General features: G+C 71.0%; 12 protein-coding genes. 10 read left to right on the top strand and 2 right to left on the bottom strand.

All coding sequences use genetic code 11. From position 1 onward, the window contains the following. Positions 1–106 precede the first annotated feature (106 nt). The 4 genes from CLV63_RS04940 (at position 107) to CLV63_RS04925 (ending at position 5,653) form a co-directional block, all read left to right on the top strand. Positions 107–2,050, top strand: a complete 1,944-nt coding sequence (locus CLV63_RS04940) for a helix-turn-helix domain-containing protein (RefSeq protein ID WP_211301153.1) — start codon at positions 107–109, stop codon at positions 2,048–2,050. 149 nt (positions 2,051–2,199) lie between these two features. Further along, positions 2,200–3,465, top strand: a complete 1,266-nt coding sequence (locus tag CLV63_RS04935; RefSeq protein WP_106581649.1) for a hydroxymethylglutaryl-CoA reductase, degradative — start codon at positions 2,200–2,202, stop codon at positions 3,463–3,465. Positions 3,466–3,557: 92 nt separating this feature from the next. Beyond that, positions 3,558–4,835, top strand: coding sequence for a CaiB/BaiF CoA transferase family protein (locus CLV63_RS04930; RefSeq protein WP_106581648.1), 1,278 nt, complete (start codon positions 3,558–3,560; stop codon positions 4,833–4,835). Then, positions 4,835–5,653, top strand: coding sequence for an FAS1-like dehydratase domain-containing protein (locus CLV63_RS04925; protein ID WP_106581647.1), 819 nt, complete (start codon positions 4,835–4,837; stop codon positions 5,651–5,653). Before CLV63_RS04930 ends, CLV63_RS04925 begins: the two co-directional genes overlap by 1 nt. A 50-nt stretch (positions 5,654–5,703) precedes the next feature. Here CLV63_RS04925 and CLV63_RS04920 read toward each other — a convergent pair whose 3' ends face one another. Both CLV63_RS04920 and CLV63_RS04915 read right to left on the bottom strand, forming a co-directional pair. Next, on the bottom strand, positions 5,704–6,603 hold the full coding sequence (locus CLV63_RS04920; protein WP_106581646.1) for an alpha/beta fold hydrolase: 900 nt from the start codon (positions 6,601–6,603) through the stop codon (positions 5,704–5,706). A 152-nt stretch (positions 6,604–6,755) separates the two neighbouring features. Continuing rightward, positions 6,756–8,168: a PucR family transcriptional regulator gene (locus CLV63_RS04915; RefSeq protein WP_106581645.1), complete on the bottom strand. Its 1,413-nt coding sequence runs from the start codon at positions 8,166–8,168 to the stop codon at positions 6,756–6,758. A gap of 169 nt (positions 8,169–8,337) precedes the next feature. Between CLV63_RS04915 and CLV63_RS04910 the strand changes: the two genes are divergently transcribed. The 6 genes from CLV63_RS04910 to CLV63_RS04885 all read left to right on the top strand — a co-directional run bounded on the left by CLV63_RS04910 (position 8,338) and on the right by CLV63_RS04885 (position 16,422). Beyond that, positions 8,338–9,459, top strand: coding sequence for a DUF917 domain-containing protein (locus CLV63_RS04910; protein WP_106581644.1), 1,122 nt, complete (start codon positions 8,338–8,340; stop codon positions 9,457–9,459). After that, positions 9,456–11,090, top strand: coding sequence for a hydantoinase/oxoprolinase family protein (locus CLV63_RS04905; protein WP_245928580.1), 1,635 nt, complete (start codon positions 9,456–9,458; stop codon positions 11,088–11,090). The genes CLV63_RS04910 and CLV63_RS04905 overlap by 4 nt, the downstream gene beginning before the upstream one ends. 71 nt (positions 11,091–11,161) lie before the next feature. Beyond that, on the top strand, positions 11,162–12,751 hold the full coding sequence (locus CLV63_RS04900) for an ABC transporter substrate-binding protein (protein WP_106581642.1): 1,590 nt from the start codon (positions 11,162–11,164) through the stop codon (positions 12,749–12,751). A 5-nt stretch (positions 12,752–12,756) separates the two neighbouring features. Then, a complete protein-coding gene (locus CLV63_RS04895; RefSeq protein WP_106581641.1) occupies positions 12,757–13,773 on the top strand; it encodes an ABC transporter permease in 1,017 nt (338 codons plus the stop codon). A gap of 4 nt (positions 13,774–13,777) precedes the next feature. Then, a complete protein-coding gene (locus CLV63_RS04890) occupies positions 13,778–15,622 on the top strand; it encodes a dipeptide/oligopeptide/nickel ABC transporter permease/ATP-binding protein (RefSeq protein ID WP_106581640.1) in 1,845 nt (614 codons plus the stop codon). Between the two features lie 14 nt (positions 15,623–15,636). After that, positions 15,637–16,422 carry an ABC transporter ATP-binding protein gene (locus CLV63_RS04885; RefSeq protein WP_106581639.1) on the top strand — a complete coding sequence of 262 codons (786 nt, stop codon included), beginning with the start codon at positions 15,637–15,639 and terminating at the stop codon, positions 16,420–16,422. Positions 16,423–16,474 lie beyond the last annotated feature (52 nt).

The following is a 16,474-nucleotide window of genomic DNA, read 5'->3' as shown; positions in this document are numbered from 1 at the left end:
TGCAAGGTAGTGAGGGGCACCACAGCCGTGACATGTATCTTCGCCACATTGATGGGCTCGATTCATGAGCTCTCATCCCACTCATGCGCGTCACGTGGAGGTCTGCGTGGAACACCAGGCAGGGACCGGCCGGCCCGCCGACGAACCGGCCTTGTCCAGGGACGCGGCGGTGGCGATGCTCGTCGCCTCGATCACCGACGGCGACACCGAGAGCGCGGCCGACGCCTCCAGGGCCCTGTCCTCTCTCGGCCTGGACGGACGCACGGTCCGGGACCTCTCCGAGCGGATCGCCAGGAGCAGGCGCGAGCGGGCGCGGCTGCGCCGCCGGGAGCACGAGCTGGGAGCGTTGTTCTCCAGCGCACGGGAGCTCGCCGCCGAGCGTGACGGCGAGGTCCTGCTGGAGAAGATCGTCGACCGCGCCCACCAGATGATGGGCAGCGATCTGACGTACCTCTCGGAGTACGACCCGCAGACCCGTGAACTGTTCGTCCGCAGGACCATCGGCTCCGTCTCCCCCGAGTTCCAGGCGCTGCGGGTGCCGCCGGGGAAGGGGTTGGCGAGTTTCGTGGTGGAGCGCCGTTCCGGGGAGTCGGTGCTCCGATACGCGGATTTCGAGACCGGCCGCCACGAGGCCGGGATCGACGCGGCGGTGGCCGCGGAGGGCATCGTCTCCATGCTCGGCGTCCCCATGCTGGCGGAGGACGAGGTCCTCGGGGTGGTCTTCGTCGCGACCAGGGAGGAGCACGCGTTCACCCCTGAGGACACCGCGCTGCTGACCGCGCTCGCCAATCACGCCTCCGTTGTCCTCCAGACCGCGCGGACGCTGCGGAGCCTCCAGCGCGCCGAGGACGAGTCCCGCCGGGCGCTCTCGCGCCTGACCGAACACCTCGTCCAGCGGGACAGGGCCCACACCGTGCACCGGAAGCTGGTGGAAGCCGTTCTGACCGGCGGAGACTTCAGCACGGTGGCGGCGACGCTCGCCGAGGAGCTCGCGCGGCCCGTGGCACTGAGCGACCAGGCGGGAAACCCGTTGGCCGCGGCGGGCGGCGGCCTGGCGGCGGCCGGCGCGCCCCAGGACCCCGAACTGCTCCAGGCGGTGCGGCGCAGCGCGGAGTCGGGGCGCCTCATCGCGCTGGACGACGGCCCCGTCGACGCGGTCGCCGCGTTCGCAGCGGGAGAGCGGCACCTGGGCACCGTCTTCCTCGGCGGGGGCGGATTCCCCCTCAGCGATGTGGACGCACGCACCGTCGAGCGCGCGGCGCAGGTGTGCGCCCTGCTCCTCCTCTCGCAGGAGGCCGTCGCCGAGGTGGAGTACCGCGTGCACAGCGAACTCATCGCCGACCTGCTCTCGGCGGACGGCGGGCGCCGGCAGGACGCCTCCGCCCGGGGCAGGCAGCGGGGTGTGGACGTCGCGGACCTCACCTCGCTCCTCGCGCTCTCCGTGCCGGCCGGGCAGCGCGGCCGCGCGGTGCGCCTGGCGGCGTCGCTGGCACCCGCGCCGTCACTCGGGGGAGAGCACCAAGGGCTCGTCGTCGTCTTGGGCGGGCCCGGGCTGGAGGACCGGGCCGAGGAGATCCGGAGGGGAATCGCCCACCACATCGAGGGCGAGGTGCTCGGCGTGATGCCGCCCCCGGGGGAGTCGAGCACGCAGTTCCCCCTCGTCAAGAAGACGGTGCGGCTGCTGGAGGCGCTCAAGGTCTCCGATGTCCTGGCCCGGACGAGCGACTACCTTCCCTACGCCGCCGTCTTCGACGCCGACGCCCCCGCGATGACGCACTTCCTGCACCGGACCCTCGGGCAGGTCAAGCGCTACGACGCCGAGCGAGGGACGGAACTGCTCCGCACCCTGAGGGCCTACGTCCACCACGGAGCCAGCCCCACCCAGGCCGCGCGCGCCCTCAACTTCCACGTCAACACGATCCTCCAGCGGCTCGATCGACTGGACCGGATCCTCGACCGCGGCTGGCGCGACGACGAGGACTACTTCCGGATCTCCCTGGCGGTACGCATGGACGAGATGCGGGAACGCCTCATCGGCGGGGGCGGATGAGCACGGCATGGACGCATGGCACAGTGAAGCGCGTTTTTCATGTGATCCCGGACCATGCGGTGCGTCGCGGCCCGGCACTAGCCTCGCCACTGAATCGTGAGAAGGCTGCCCGGCGCTCCTGCCGGGTGCCGTGCGCAGGAGGTGGCTTCGTGCCGGTCAACAGCCGTATCCCCGGGCTCCGAGAGCTCAGTGTCCAGGACCGCCGCGCGAAGGTCACCGAGCATTCCGCGGCGGACCCCGGCGCCTTCGAGCCCCGGGACGGCCTCGGCCTCGACCAGGCCGACCAGATGATCGAGAACGCCGTCGGGGTCTTCGGCGTCCCGCTGGGAGTCGCGACCAACCTGACCCTCAACGGCCGCGACTACCTCGTTCCCATGGCCATCGAAGAGCCGAGCGTGGTGGCCGCCGCGTCCAACGCGGCACGGATGGCCCGCGGGCTCGGCGGACTCCGGGCCGCCACCACGGGGCCGGTGATGATCTCCCAGGTCCAGCTCGTGGACGTCCCCAACCCGGAGGACGCCCGTTTCGCGATCCTCGAGGCCGAAGAGGAGATCATCGCCCACGCCAACGAGCAGGACCCCGTCCTGGTGACGCTGGGCGGCGGAGCCCGGTCCCTTGAGGTCCGCGCGGTACCCACGGCCTCGGGGACCCATCTCGTCGTGCACCTGATCGTGGACGTCCGCGACGCCATGGGCGCCAATGCCGTCAACACGATGGCGGAGGCCCTCGCCCCCCGGCTGGCCGAGCTCTCCGGCGGCCGCTCGCTCCTGCGCATTCTCAGCAACAAGGCCGACCGGCGGCTCGTGCGGGTGCGCGGCGAGTTCGACGCGGCGCTGCTGGGCGGCTCCCGGGTGGTCGACGACATCGTCCTCGCGGGCGCCTTCGCCGCCGCGGACCCCTACCGGGCCGCCACCCACAACAAGGGGATCATGAACGGCATCAGCGCCGTCGTGCTCGCCACCGGGAACGACACCCGCGCCGTCGAGGCCGGATGCCACTCCCATGCCGTCAAGGACGGCCGCTACACCGCGCTCTCGCGCTTCGAGAAGAACGCGGCGGGCAACCTGGTGGGCACGCTGGAGGTGCCCCTTGCCGTGGGCCTGGTTGGCGGCGCCACCCGGGCACACCCCACCGCCCAGGCCGCGATCGCGCTTCTCGGAGTCGGTTCGGCCCTCGAACTCGGAGAGGTCATCGCGGCCGTGGGCCTCGTGCAGAACCTGGCCGCCTGCCGGGCCCTGGCCGCGGAGGGGATCCAGCGCGGGCACATGGCGCTGCACGCCCGCACCCTCGCGGCCTCGGCCGGCGCGGTGGGTGCGGAGGTGTCGGAGGTGGCCGCCCGGATGGTCGCGGCAGGGCGCATCCGGGGGGAGTACGCCCGCGAGGCGCTCGCTGAACTGCGAGGATCCTCCGATTGACCGATGAGGAGGACGCGACCCGGTGCCCGCCGCCCGAGCGGCACCCCGCGCGGCCTCCGACCCCAAGCCCGACACCAGGGAGTGAGACGACCATGGACGCCACGCCGGACCTCATCCGCCAGCTCGGCGGCGGAGACGGGGCACTCGACGGGATCGTCGTGCTGGATCTTTCGCGGGTGCTGGCCGGCCCCTACGCCGCCCAGATCCTCGCCGACATGGGGGCCACGGTCGTCAAGATCGAGAACCCCAACGATCCCGACGTCTCCCGCGGGTTCCCCCCGTACCTGACCGCGCAGGACCAGGAGGGCGCCGAGGGCGCCGGGGCAGCGGCCGCGCAGGAGTTCAGCGGCTACTACGGGCAGTACAACCGGGGCAAACTGGGTATGACGGTCAACCTCGCCCACGAGGAGGGCACGAAGGTCCTCAAGGACCTCGTGGCAAAGGCGGACGTGCTGGTGGAGAACTTCCGGCCCGGCACCATGGAGAAGCTCGGCGTCGGCTACGACGTGCTCAAGGAGGTCAACCCGAAGATCGTGTACACCGCGATCTCCGGCTACGGCCACACCGGCTCCCGGAGCCGCCGTCCGGCCTTCGACAGTACGGCCCAGGCGGCGGGCGGCCTGTGGTCCATGAACGGATATCCCGGCATGGCGCCGGTCCGCGTCGGGACCACCATCGGCGACCTCTCGGCGGCCCTGTTCGCCGTCATCGGCACCTTGGCTGCGGTCCGCCACGTCGAGCGCGGCGGTGACGGGCAGAAGGTCGACGTCGCCCAGGTCGACAGCATCATCGCGCTCACCGAGACGGCCGTGGTCGACTACACGGTCAACGGCACGACCGCCGAACCCGCGGGCAACGAGCACGCGTGGGTGCGGCCGTACGAACTCTTCGACTGCGCCGATGGGCAGGTGTTCTTCGCCGGGTACACGGACAAGCTGTGGAAGGTCAGCTGCGAGCTGTTCGGCACCCCCGAGGCCGCCGACGACCCGGAGACCGACACCATGCGCAAGCGCTTCGACAAGGATGTCTACGACCGGAAGGTCAAACCGCTGGTCGACTCCTGGTTCGCGAACCGCACCCAGGCCGAACTGGAGAAGCTCGCGGGAGACGTGGTGCCGCTGACCGCGCTCCGCACCATCGCGGACGTGGTCGAGGATCCCGGCACGGCGGAGCGCGACATGGTCGTCGAGGCGGACTACGGGGCCATGGGCCGGTTGCGGATGTTCGGTCAGCCGATCAAGCTGAGCGAGACCCCCGCCGACCCTGCGAGGACCGCCAACCGGCTCGGCGAGCACAACGATCAGGTGCTCGCGGCCGTCGGCTACTCGCCTGAGGAGATCGCCGCGCTGAAGGAGCGGAGGACACTCTGATGGGCGCCGACACCGTGTCACGGACGCAGCGCATGGACCTCGCGCCGGCGGAGGACTACCGGGGGACCTTCGCCCCGCAGCGCTCGGAGCTGTCACTGGGCGATCCGCTCCCCCCGGGGTGGGAGGGGCTGTACTTCCCCTTCTCCTCCAGTGTGGAGGGGCTGCGCCCGGACGGTACGCCGCAGGACGACGTGCTGCCGGGGATCGATCTGCCGCGCAGGATGTACGCCGGTGAGGACACGCTCTTCCACCGGCCGATCCGGCTGGGGGACACCGTCGAGCAGCGTGTGCGGCCGGGGCGCATCGCGGAGAAGGTCGGCAAGAGCGGGCGGCTCGTCTTCGCCGACATCGAAAGGCGGTACTTCGTGGCCGGCGAGCTGGCCGTCGAGAGCACGTGGCACGACGTCTTCCTGGAGGAGGGCGCGGCACCGGCCCCGGCGCGCAGGGCCGACACGGAGGGCAGGCGCGCACACCGGCACACGCTGGACTCCCGGCACCTCTTCCGGTTCTCCGCGATCACCTTCAACACCCACCGCGTGCACTACGACCGGCACTGGGCCCGGCACGTGGAGGGACTCGAGGACCTGCTCGTCCACGGTCCGCTCACCCGGCTGCTGGTGCTGGACGCCGTCATGCGCGGCGACGGGGGCGCCCGCCCACCGGTGCGGACACCCGCCCGCTGCGCGTTCACCGCGACCGCGCCGCTCTTCGTCGACCGCGAGATCACGGTGGCCGTGGCCGACGGGGACGACGCGTCGCACGCGGTGGTCGCGGACGGCAATGGGGACCTCGCCGCCAAGGCCACCGTGCAGTGGTGAGACGCGGGGCCGGACCCGGGTACGGGTTCGGGGGCGCCGGGGCGGCCCCGCTACCGGCCGGCCGAAGAGGCGGAGTGGCGGGCGTGACCCGGCCGGCGCTCGGCCTGTCGGGCCGTCCGCAGCAGGATCCGCACGAAGTCCGGGATGAGGGCCGGCGGGAAGAAGTGCCCCATCCCCGGGTACACATGCAGCTCTGAGGCGGGCATGGCCGCGGCGATGTCCACGGCGGCGCACCAGTGGAGCACATGGTCCGCGCGCCCGTGGATCACCGCTGTGGGAACGTCGACGGCCTTCAGCCGCTCAAGGCGTTCGGGCGCCCGCTTCAGGGCGCGCCACTGGCGCGGGGCGCCGTCCGGGGAGTAGCGCCGTTCATAGGCCCGAGTGATGTAGCGCCGCGTCTCATCCTCGTACCACCTGCTCTCGCCCCAGGCGTCGCCATGGGGCATGAACGCCCGGTGCGCCGCCAAGGCGTTCTCCAGCAGTTCGCCGAGCGGGAATCGGCGCTGGGGCGAGTCCAGCTCCTCGCGGTCCCCGTGCAGGATGTAGCGCTTGTCGCGGCCCGGGATCGAGTAGAACAGGCCAAGGCTGCGGACCCGCTCCGGGGACCGGATCGCCAGCATCTGCGCGATCATCCCGCCCATCGAGCGGCCGGCGACATGTGCCGAGGCGATGGCGGCGTGGTCGAGGACGGCGGTGACGTCGTCGGCGAGGTCCTCGATCCCGTAGCCGCCGTCGAGGTCGTCCGGCCCGCCGAAGTGCGTCGAGAGACCCGAGTCCCGGTTGTCGAAGGCGACGACGAGGAATCCGGCCTCGGTGAGCTGTTCGATGAACTCCGGTGCCCAGCCCACCATCTGGGTGAATCCACCCTCGATGAGCACCAGCGGCATGCCGTCGGAACCGCCGAATGTCTCGTAGTAGATCCTGCTCTTGGCGGAGGGGGCGTAGGGCATGGATTCCTCGGGTCTGTTCGGGTGGGCCCAGCCTACGGTCCGCCAATGTGCGATCGATTATGCGATGAACACAGGAATTCGGGCCATTCTGTGCCAGGGCGACACGGCCGCCGGGCGCCCTTTAAACGGAGAGCGGTGTTCCATTCCGGCGGCTAGTGCGTCTTCGCGCCGAGCAGCCGAACGCGGCAGGCGAGCTCGACGGCGAACCGGGTGTCGGGATCGTCGAGATCCAGTTGGAGGGCCTTCGTGATCTTCCGCATCCGGTAGCTGACCGCGTTGGGATGCAGCAGCAGCTCCCGGGCTGCCTTCGCGGGCGAGTTCCGATGGCTCAGATACGCCAACAGCGTCCTGACGGCCGTCTCGGTCTTTCGCGGATCGAGGGAATCGAGCGGATGCAGCAGGTCCTCCAGCAGTTCGCGGCTGATGGGGGAGGCGTAGAAGTCCAGGAGGACGCGTTTCAGGCCGGTGGCGTCGGTGGCCTCGATGCGGCCGATCCTGCCGGAGGCGATGGCCGTCTCGGCGGCGATCCTGGCCTCCGCCGCCGACTGCCGCAGTCCGGCCGCACCCATCTGCGGGGTCCCCAGGCCGACGGTCGACTCCCAGCGGCCACCGGTCAGGACCTGGGCGTGGTCGGCGATTCCTGCGGCGACCTCGCGGAGTCTGCGCTGGTGGTCGCCGTTGCCGGGGCTCTCCGAGGAGACGAGGAGCGCGTCGTCGTGGATGAAGGCGATATGCCAGAGCTCCTCGCGGCTCTCGAAGAGCTCCAGGGCGTAGAGTTCGAGCGCCGATTGCATGGCGCGCGGTGGATGGCGGCTCGTATCGCCGGGATCGGTGAACTCCACCCAGGCCACCACATGCGAGAGCTGGAGCGGGAAACCGAGCCGATAGGCCTGGTCGGCCAGCGACTCCACCCGGGCGGATTCGGCCACCACCAGCTGGGCGATGAGCTCCGCCGACGTCCGCCGGGGGGCGAACCGGTGCTGCACCTCCCTGAGCAGCACCTTGGAGACCACGGAGGCGATCCCGGGCAGGGCGAGCCCGGCGGCATCGTCGCCCGCGCAGCCGTCCTGTCCGGCGGGCTCGAAGACCAGCCTGCCGCGCGGTACCTCGCCGATGAACACGGCGCTGTCGGCGGCCCAGTCGACCTGCGGGTCCGTCGTCAGCTCGACCCTCCCGCCGAGTGCCTCGCCCGCTGCGGCGAGCACCGTGTCCAGCGGGTTCTCCGACGTGCCCGCGGCGGCCGCACGCACCCGCTCCATCGCGAAGCGCGCCCGAGCCAGGACGTCGGCCGCCTGGCTGTTGACCATGCGGTCGATCGCCACGGCCAGGTCGGACGCACTCCGGCCGGGCGCCTGGAGCACGGGGACCCCGCCGCGCGACGCGAGGTTCTGAGAGGTCAGGGCGGGCAGCAGGGCCGCGGGGAAGACGAGCCCGCCCAACTGCCGGGCACTGGCCTGCCGGATCGCGATGTCCAAGCGGTAGGCCGAAGGCGGCTCGGATACGTCGGCGATCACCAGTGTCCCGGCCGGAAGAGCGTCGATGGAACCGATATCGGCGATCTCCACTCGGGAAATCGTGCCGCCCGTTCGCGGACCCGCGACGGGGTGAATTCCCAGCCGCGACGCCTGCCGAAGAACGCGCTCAATGCCGATATGTGCCATGAGAACAAATTACTCAGGTTCCATGTTTCCTCACAACATTGTCTTTGGCCTGCGTCTGCCTAAGGCTCGAAATATGACGAGAGAGATAACCTCCGACGATGTCGCGGCCCTCGCTGCCGGTGCCGCCATCTTCGGAACCGGCGGCGGTGGTGCCGTCACCACGTCCCGATTCGGCACCGCGGACGCGCTGCGCAAGCACGGCCCCGTACGGCTCCGCACGGTCGCGGAACTGACCGGGCAGGACATGGTCATCGTGATGTCGGGAATCGGGGCCCCGACCGTGGGGATCGAGATGCTCCCCTCGGCAGCGCAGCCCGAGACCCTGCTGCGGGAGACCGAGCGGGCCGCGGGCCGGCGGGCCACAGCGGTGATGGCAACGGAGATCGGCGGCACCAATGGTGTGGGCCCGGTCGGCTGGGCCGCCCAACTGGGCCTCGACGTGCTGGACGCCGACGGCATGGGCCGGGCGTTCCCCGAAGCCACGATGGTGGCCATGAACGTGGCCGGGGTGCCGCGCCGGCTCACGGTGCTCTCGGACGTGGTCGGCAACGTGACCGTGATGCGGACCATCGACGCCACCTGGCTGGAGCGCCACGTCCGGGCCTTCTCCGTCGCCAGCGGCTCGCTGTGCCTCGGCGCCTCCCCGCTCTACGCGGAGGACGTCCCCGGGGCCGTCATCGAGGGAACGGTCGGCCGTGCCATCGAGGTCGGCCACGCCGTGCTCGACGCGGCGGAGCCGGTACCCGCACTGGCCGAGACCCTGGGCGCCGCGGTCCTGATCAGCGGGAAGATCATCGACGTCGCGCGCCGCACCGAAGGGGGGTTCGTCCGCGGTTCGGTCACGATCGCCGGTACCGGAACGGACCGGGACCGGCTGCTCAGAGTGGAGCTCCAGAACGAGAACCTCATCGTGCTGGCGGACGGCGAGGTCCTGGTCAGCGTGCCCGACCTGATCACACTGGTGGACAGCGAGACCGGCCACGCGATCTCAACGGAGCTCCTGCGCTTCGGCCAGCGGGTCTCGGTACTGGCATGGTCCTGCGACCCGCTCTGGCGTACGGAGCGCGGACTCGACATCGCCGGCCCGCGGGCCTTCGGCTACGACATCGACTACGTGCCGTTCGACGCCGGAGACCCCCGATGGGCATCGGCAGAGCGCGGCAGCGAGCCGGGCACCGCGGGGGCGGTCCAGTGAGCGGCGGCACGGTGGACCCCGGAACCCCGCGCCCCGTCCAGGGCGACCTCCGCCTCGGGGTGGACGTCGGCGGGACCAATACGGACGCCGTTGTACTGGATTCGTCCAACGCCGTGATCGCGTGCACCAAGCAGCCGACCGACGACGACGTCACCGGCGGTATCCGTGCGGCGATCGCCGCCGTGCTGGAGTGCCTGGGAGAACGCAGGCACGAGGTCGCCCGCGTCATGCTGGGCACCACCCACGCCACCAACGCCATCGTGGGCCGCCGGGACCTGGGCCGTGTCGCCGTCATCCGCCTCGGCGCACCGGCCGCCACCGGCTTTCCACCGCTGACCGGATGGCCGGAGGAGCTCAAGGCCGCTGTCCTGGCGGGATCGGCCGTGCTTCCCGGCGGTCACATGGTGGACGGGATGCCGATCTCCCCGCTCGACCCCGATGCCGTCAGGGAGTTCCTCGGCGGCATCGACGGACCGGTCGACGCCGTCGCCGTCTGCGGGATCTTCAGCACCTCCTTTCCGGAGCAGGAAACGCGCGTCAAGGAGATCGCCCACGCCGAACTCGGCCGGGACGTCCCCGTCTCCCTCAGCCAGGACATCGGCGCCATCGGCCTGCTCGAACGCGAGAACGCCACCGTGCTCAACGCGGCGCTCTACGGGATCGCCCGAAAGGTCACCGACGCGCTGCTGACGGTGGTGGCGGAAGAGGGGCTCACCGACGCCTCCGTGTACTTCGCGCAGAACGACGGCACGCTCATGGCACTGGACTTCGCGGTGCGCTACCCGGTGCTGACCATCGGTTCCGGGCCGGCGAACTCCATCCGCGGGGCGGCCTACCTCTCCGGCGCCGAGAACGCCATCGTCGTCGACGTCGGCGGCACGACCAGCGACCTGGGCGTGGTCGTCGGCGGGTTCCCGCGCGAGTCGACGCTGCCGCGCGAGATCGGGGGAGTGCGCACCAACTTCCGCATGCCGGACATCCTCAGCATCGGTGTCGGCGGCGGCACCCGCGTGGATCCCTCGACCGGGCGGCTCGGTCCCGACTCCGTCGGCCACCGGCTGCACACGGCCGCGCTCACCTTCGGCGGCGCGACCGCCACGCTCACCGACGCGGCCGTCCACACCGGACGGGCCGGCGGCGCTTCCGCCGAGTGGAGCCTCACCGTCGAGCGGGACATGGGCCGCGCCCTGGAGTCGGCGCTGGTGCGTGCCCACGAGTGGCTCCAGGACTCCGTGGAGCGGCTCTCGCACGGAAAGCAGGACCTGCCGCTCGTGGTCGTCGGCGGCGGCGGGTTCCTGGTCCCCGACGACCTCCCCGGGGCCGGAACCGTCCTGCGTCCCGAACACGGGGACGTGGCCAACGCCGTCGGAGCCGCCATGTCGCTGGTCGGCGGCCGGGCACAGCAGATCGGGACCTTCGAGGAGCGCGACAAGGCCGTGGCCAAGGCCTCTCGGGCGGCCGTCGAACGCGCCATCGAGGCGGGCGCGGACCCGCTGAAGGTGGCGGTGATCGACATCATCGAGAGCCCCGTCTCCTACAGCACCCAGCACACCATCCGGGTGTCGGCCAAGGCCGCCGGGCCGCTGGCCAGACTCGGTTCCAGGACAACGACGCCGGCCGCGAACCCATAGGAATCCGCTGAACCGCACCATCCGCCCGTTGGAATCGCGCCATTGGAATACGTGCAGAGAAGGCACCGATCATGTGTACCAGCATCATCACCCGATCCGCCGCGCTGGTGAGCGTCGGCGTCCTCGGCCTCACCGCCTGCGGCGGGGCCGGAGGCGGCGGCGACGATCCGGAACTCGTCTCCGGGGGGACCTTCGTCACCGCCGTGAACGGCGAGGTGAACAACACCATCCCCATGACCGGCAGCCAACCCCAGGAACGCCAGGTCATGGTCTATGCCTATGAATCCCTGATCTATTCCGACGAGAAGGGGGAATCCGAGCCCTGGCTGGCCGAATCGTGGGAGGAGGGCGACGACGGCACCTCCGTCACCTTCACGCTGAAGGAGGGCGTGACCTGCCACGACGGCACGGACTTCACCGCTGAGGCCGCTGCCGCGAACCTGAACTACCACGCGGATCCGGACAACACCTCCGTCCACACGGACTCACTGGTCCCGGCGGGCCTGAAGGCGACGGGCGACGGGCGCACCCTGGAGGTCACCGCCCCGGGCACAGACCCCTTCCTGCTGAGCAAGATCGGCACAGTGGAGATGGTCTGCGCGGCCGGACTCGAGGACCCGGACAGCCTCCAGGGCGCCTCGAACGGCACCGGCCTCTACGAGCTCACCGAGACGCGCCCCGACGCCTTCGTCTACACCACGCGGAAGGACTACGACTGGGGGCCGGGCGGGCTGACCTCGAAGACGAAGGGCGTCCCCGACGGCATGGAGGTCCGGGTCGTCACCGACGAGTCCACCCGCGCGAACCTGCTGATCTCCGGCGAGCTCAACGCGGCACGGATCTCCGGTACCGACCGGGCCCGCGTCGAGGACGCGGGGTACGACTTCACGGGCGTCACCAACCCCATCGGCCAGATGCTCTTCAACGAGCGGGACGAACGCCCCACCCACGATCCGCTGGTACGCGAGGCACTGGTGACCGGGTTCGACCACAAGGAGGCCGCCGAGGTGGTCACCGGCGGGCACCCGGTCGAACTCGAATCCCTCATCACGGAATCCCCCTACCTGTGTGTTCCCGAGAACGGCCCGCTCTGGGACACCCCGGAGCACGACCCGAAGCGGGCCGGTGCGCTGCTCGACGAGGCGGGCTGGAAACTCGGCGCCGACGGCCGCCGCCACCGCGACGGCGAGAAGCTGGAGATCGCCTTCGCCTACGACGCCGCCAGTGCGACGCACGCCCCCGCCGCGGAGCTGCTCCGCGAGTACTGGCTGGAGATCGGTGTCGAGACGGACCTCGAGGCCATGGACGGTGCCGCGTGGTCCGAGCACCTCTACGAGACCTTCGACTGGGACACCGGCTGGATCCAGATCTCCTCAGGCGGCCCCACCATCCAGCACGCCTTCTACGGCGGCGCCACCCCCGACAAGGACGGCCTGAACTTCATGGCGACCAGCAGCGACGAGTACGACGAGATCGCCGAACGGGCGTTCAGCGCCGCTCCCGACGAGGCATGCGGGCACTGGGAGGACGCCGAGCGGCTGCTGGTGGAGGAGTTCCACACCTTCCCCCTGGCCGGAACCGTGCTCCCCACCTTCATGAACGGTGCGGTGTTCGAGGAGACCTCCTACATCCAGGCGCCCTCCATCCGGATGACCGAGTAGCCCCCATGGCAACCGCACCAGGACCGGTCCGCCCCGCCGAGCCCGCGCCCGCCTCCGCACGGTTCACCGACCGGCTCTCTCCGCGCGCCTCCTTCGCCATCCGCAGGACCGGACGCCTGGTCGCCTCCCTGCTGATCGTCGTCGTGGCCAGTTTCCTCGTGATCCACCTGGTGCCCGGGGACCCGGTACGCGCGGCCCTCGGGCCCACCGCGCCGGTGGGGCTGGTGGAGAACACGCGGGCGGACCTCGGACTCGACGAGCCCGTCACCCGGCAGTTCGCCGACTACGTCGCCGGCCTGCTCCAAGGCGACCTGGGGACCTCCATCCAGACCCGCCAGGACGTCGCCGAGGTGATCGCCGCCCGGTTCCCCACGACCCTGACCCTGGCATCGCTCGGCTTCCTCGTGGCGATCGCCGGGGCCCTGCCCATAGGCATGGGGGCCGCGCTCCTCGCCCGCACCGCAAGGGGGAGGTCCGCCAACCCGGTCGTCTCCGGCGGACTCGGGGTGCTCATCGCCGTGCCCGACTTCCTGCTCTCCGTCGGTCTCATCGCGGTCTTCAGCGTGTGGCTGGGGCTCTTCTCGCCCGCGGGTTGGGGTGATCTCCGTTCCTCGGTGCTGCCGGTACTCGGCCTGTCGCTGGGGCCGATGGCCTACCTCGCCCGGATCGTCCAGGTGGAGATGATCAAGGTCCTCGACTCCACCTACATGACCACCGCGCGGGCCAAGCGACTGCCTCAGCGGATCGTCCTCTTCCGGCACGCGCTGCCGAACATCGTCACCGCGACGTTGACCGTCGGGGGCCTGCTGCTCTCCGGGCTCACCGCCGGAACCGTGGTCATCGAGACGGTCTTCGCCATCCCCGGTATGGGGAACACGCTGATCTCGGCCGTGCAGACCAAGGACTACCCGATGATCCAAGGGGTCGTCCTCGTCTTCGCGCTGATGGTGCTGGCCGTGAACCTCATCGTGGACCTCATCCTGATCACCATCGATCCGCGTACGTCGATCTCGGAGGGGTGATCACATGCGCAAGCTCGTCAGTCCCGCAGGCATCGCCGCTGTTCTCGGCACGGCCGTCCTGCTGTCCGCCGCCCTCGCCGGCCCCGGAACGTGGGGAGGGGCCGCAACCGAGCCCGCCATCGTCGACCGGCTGGCACCCGCGGGGGCCGAGCACCTCTTCGGCACCGACGACCTGGGGCGCGACATCTTCGCCCGCGTCATGGTCGCCGCCCGGCTCTCGCTGCTGCTGACGGCGGGGGCCACCGCCATCGGCGTCCTGGGCGGCGTGCTCGTCGGCCTGACGGCGGCCGTCCTGCCGAAGTACCCGCGCAGGGCCCTCGTCTGGGTCATGGACATGCTGCTGGCGTTCCCCTGGCTGCTGCTGGTCCTGTTCTGCACCGTCATCTGGGGCGCCACCGCGACCGGGGCGATGCTCGCCATCGGCCTGGCCGGCATCCCCAACCTCACCAGGCTCGTCTACAACCTGGCCGCGTCGGTCTCCGGGCAGGACTACGTCCGTGCGGCGCGCGTGGTCGGGGTGGGGCCCTTCGGCGTCCTCTTCCGCCACATCCTGCCGAACATCGCCAATCCGCTGCTCGTCCAGGCGGCCGCGTCCGCGAGCGTCACCCTGCTCGCCTTCGCGGGGCTCTCCTTCCTCGACCTGGGGGTCCAGGCGCCCGAATACGACTGGGGGCGCCTCCTCAACGAGGGGATCGGGAGCATCTACACCAACCCCATGGGCGCCATCGGCCCGGGGATCACCATCGTCTTCGCCGGACTGGTCTTCACCCTGGTCGCCGAAGCACTCGCCGACCAGGCGGGGCAGGGAGTGCGCAGCGTGACGGCGGCCGGCCGGGCGTCCATGGCGCCGACCGGGCCCGGGCGGGCGGCACGGGCCGAGGACGCCGCCGCCCCGGACGGGGCGGTTCCACAGGGCGCGGGAACCGCGCTGGCGGAGGTCACCGACCTGCGGATCGCGTTCCCCGACGGCGAGGGCGGACTCGTGGAGCGTGTCCACGGGGTCAGCCTCTCCGTGCGGCCCGGGGAGATCGTCGGCATCGTGGGCGAGTCCGGCTCCGGGAAGTCCCTGACCGCGATGGCGCTGGCCGACCTGTCGGACGCGTCGGCGGTCGTTCGGTCGGCGACCCGCCGGTTCGACGACATCGACCTGAACACACCTCTGGCGCGCGGGGAGGGCAAGCGACTGGGGACCGAACTGGGCATCGTCTTCCAGGATCCGCTGACCTCGTTGAACCCCGCGCTGACGATCGGACGCCAATTGACCGAGGTGTCCCGGACGCACCTGGGCATGAACCGCGGCGAGGCGCGGGAACGCGCGGCGGCCCGGCTCCGCGCCGTCGGGATCCCCGACCCCGGCGACCGGTTGCGGGACTACCCGCACCAGTTCTCCGGGGGGATGCGCCAGCGCGCCATGATCGGCATGGCGCTCACGGGCAACCCCCGCCTGATCATCGCCGACGAGCCCACCACGGCCCTGGACGTCACCGTGCAGAAGCAGGTGCTCGGCGTGCTGCACCAGGCCCAGCAGGCCACGGGTGCCGCCATCGTCCTCATCTCCCATGACATCGCCCTGGTCTCCGGGTTCTGCGACCGGGTGGTGGTGATGAAGGACGGCGCGGTGGTCGAGGAACTCGATGCCCGGCGGATCCGCGAGGAGGCCGGGCATCCCCACACCAAGGGGCTCATCGCCTGCCTGCCCGATATGCGTTCCGACCGCGATCGACCGCTTCCGGTGATCGATGCCCCGCTGTCTGCCGTGGCACCGCCGGACGAGGCGGTGCAGGGCGGCGCGGTCGCGAAGGTCCCCGCCGGGGACACCGGCACCCGATCCCGCCCTTCGGCGACGTGAGAGGAGACTTCACTGTGACGGCTCTGGAGATCGAGAATCTGAGTATCCGGTACGGTGCGCGACCCGTGGTCTCGGACGTGTCATTGCGCCTCGAACGCGGGCGCACCATCGGCCTGGTGGGTGAATCGGGTTCCGGAAAGTCCTCGATCGCCAATGCCGCCGTGGGCCTGGCTCCGATCAGCTCAGGTGACATCCGGGTCAACGGCGTCAGCGCTGTGGGGCGGGGCGGGCGGGCCCGCGCCGCCCGCCGCCGCATGCAGTTGATCTTCCAGGACCCGTACTCCGCCCTCGACCCCCGGATGCCCGTCGGTGCGTCGATCGCCGAGGCCACTCTGGCCACGGGGCGCACGTGGACCCGCGCGCAACGGCGCAGCCGCGTACGCGAGCTGCTCGAGCAGGTGCACCTGGACCCGGACCGCGCAGGCGCCCTGCCCAGCGCGTTCTCCGGAGGCCAACGCCAGCGCATCACCATCGCACGGGCCCTGGCCGGCGAACCGGACGTGCTGATCGCCGATGAGGTGACGTCCGCACTCGACGTCTCCGTGCAGAGCACCGTCCTGAACCTCCTGCGCGAGCTCCTGCAGGCGCTGGGGCTCTCGATCGTCTTCATCTCGCACAACCTGGCGGTCGTCCGCTACATCAGCGACGCGATACACGTCATGCGCGACGGCGGCATCGTCGACTCGGGGCCCACGGAGTCGCTGTTGGACAACCCTTCGGCCCCCTACACCCGGGAGCTTCTCAGCGCTGTTCCGGTGCTGGGCGAGCGCATGACCTTCGAGGAGACCGCGGAGCCGTGATCCGCCGCCGTGAGCGCGAGAACACCCTGGCCGCGGGCTGACGGGCTGACGG

The organism is Murinocardiopsis flavida (assembly GCF_003014485.1).
In the GTDB taxonomy this organism is placed as follows: domain Bacteria; phylum Actinomycetota; class Actinomycetes; order Streptosporangiales; family Streptosporangiaceae; genus Murinocardiopsis; species Murinocardiopsis flavida.
The sequence above is the reverse complement of the archived record's forward strand: the minus strand, read 5'-3'. Positions and strand labels throughout refer to the sequence as shown.

Coding starts and splice junctions, on each gene's coding strand:
- CLV63_RS04890 (WP_106581640.1), top strand. CDS start 13,778: ATGCGCAAGCTCGTCAGTCCCGCAGGCATCGCCGCTGTTCTCGGCACG.
- CLV63_RS04925 (WP_106581647.1), top strand. CDS start 4,835: ATGGGCGCCGACACCGTGTCACGGACGCAGCGCATGGACCTCGCGCCG.
- CLV63_RS04920 (WP_106581646.1), bottom strand. CDS start 6,603: ATGCCCTACGCCCCCTCCGCCAAGAGCAGGATCTACTACGAGACATTC.
- CLV63_RS04930 (WP_106581648.1), top strand. CDS start 3,558: ATGGACGCCACGCCGGACCTCATCCGCCAGCTCGGCGGCGGAGACGGG.
- CLV63_RS04910 (WP_106581644.1), top strand. CDS start 8,338: ATGACGAGAGAGATAACCTCCGACGATGTCGCGGCCCTCGCTGCCGGT.
- CLV63_RS04900 (WP_106581642.1), top strand. CDS start 11,162: ATGTGTACCAGCATCATCACCCGATCCGCCGCGCTGGTGAGCGTCGGC.
- CLV63_RS04895 (WP_106581641.1), top strand. CDS start 12,757: ATGGCAACCGCACCAGGACCGGTCCGCCCCGCCGAGCCCGCGCCCGCC.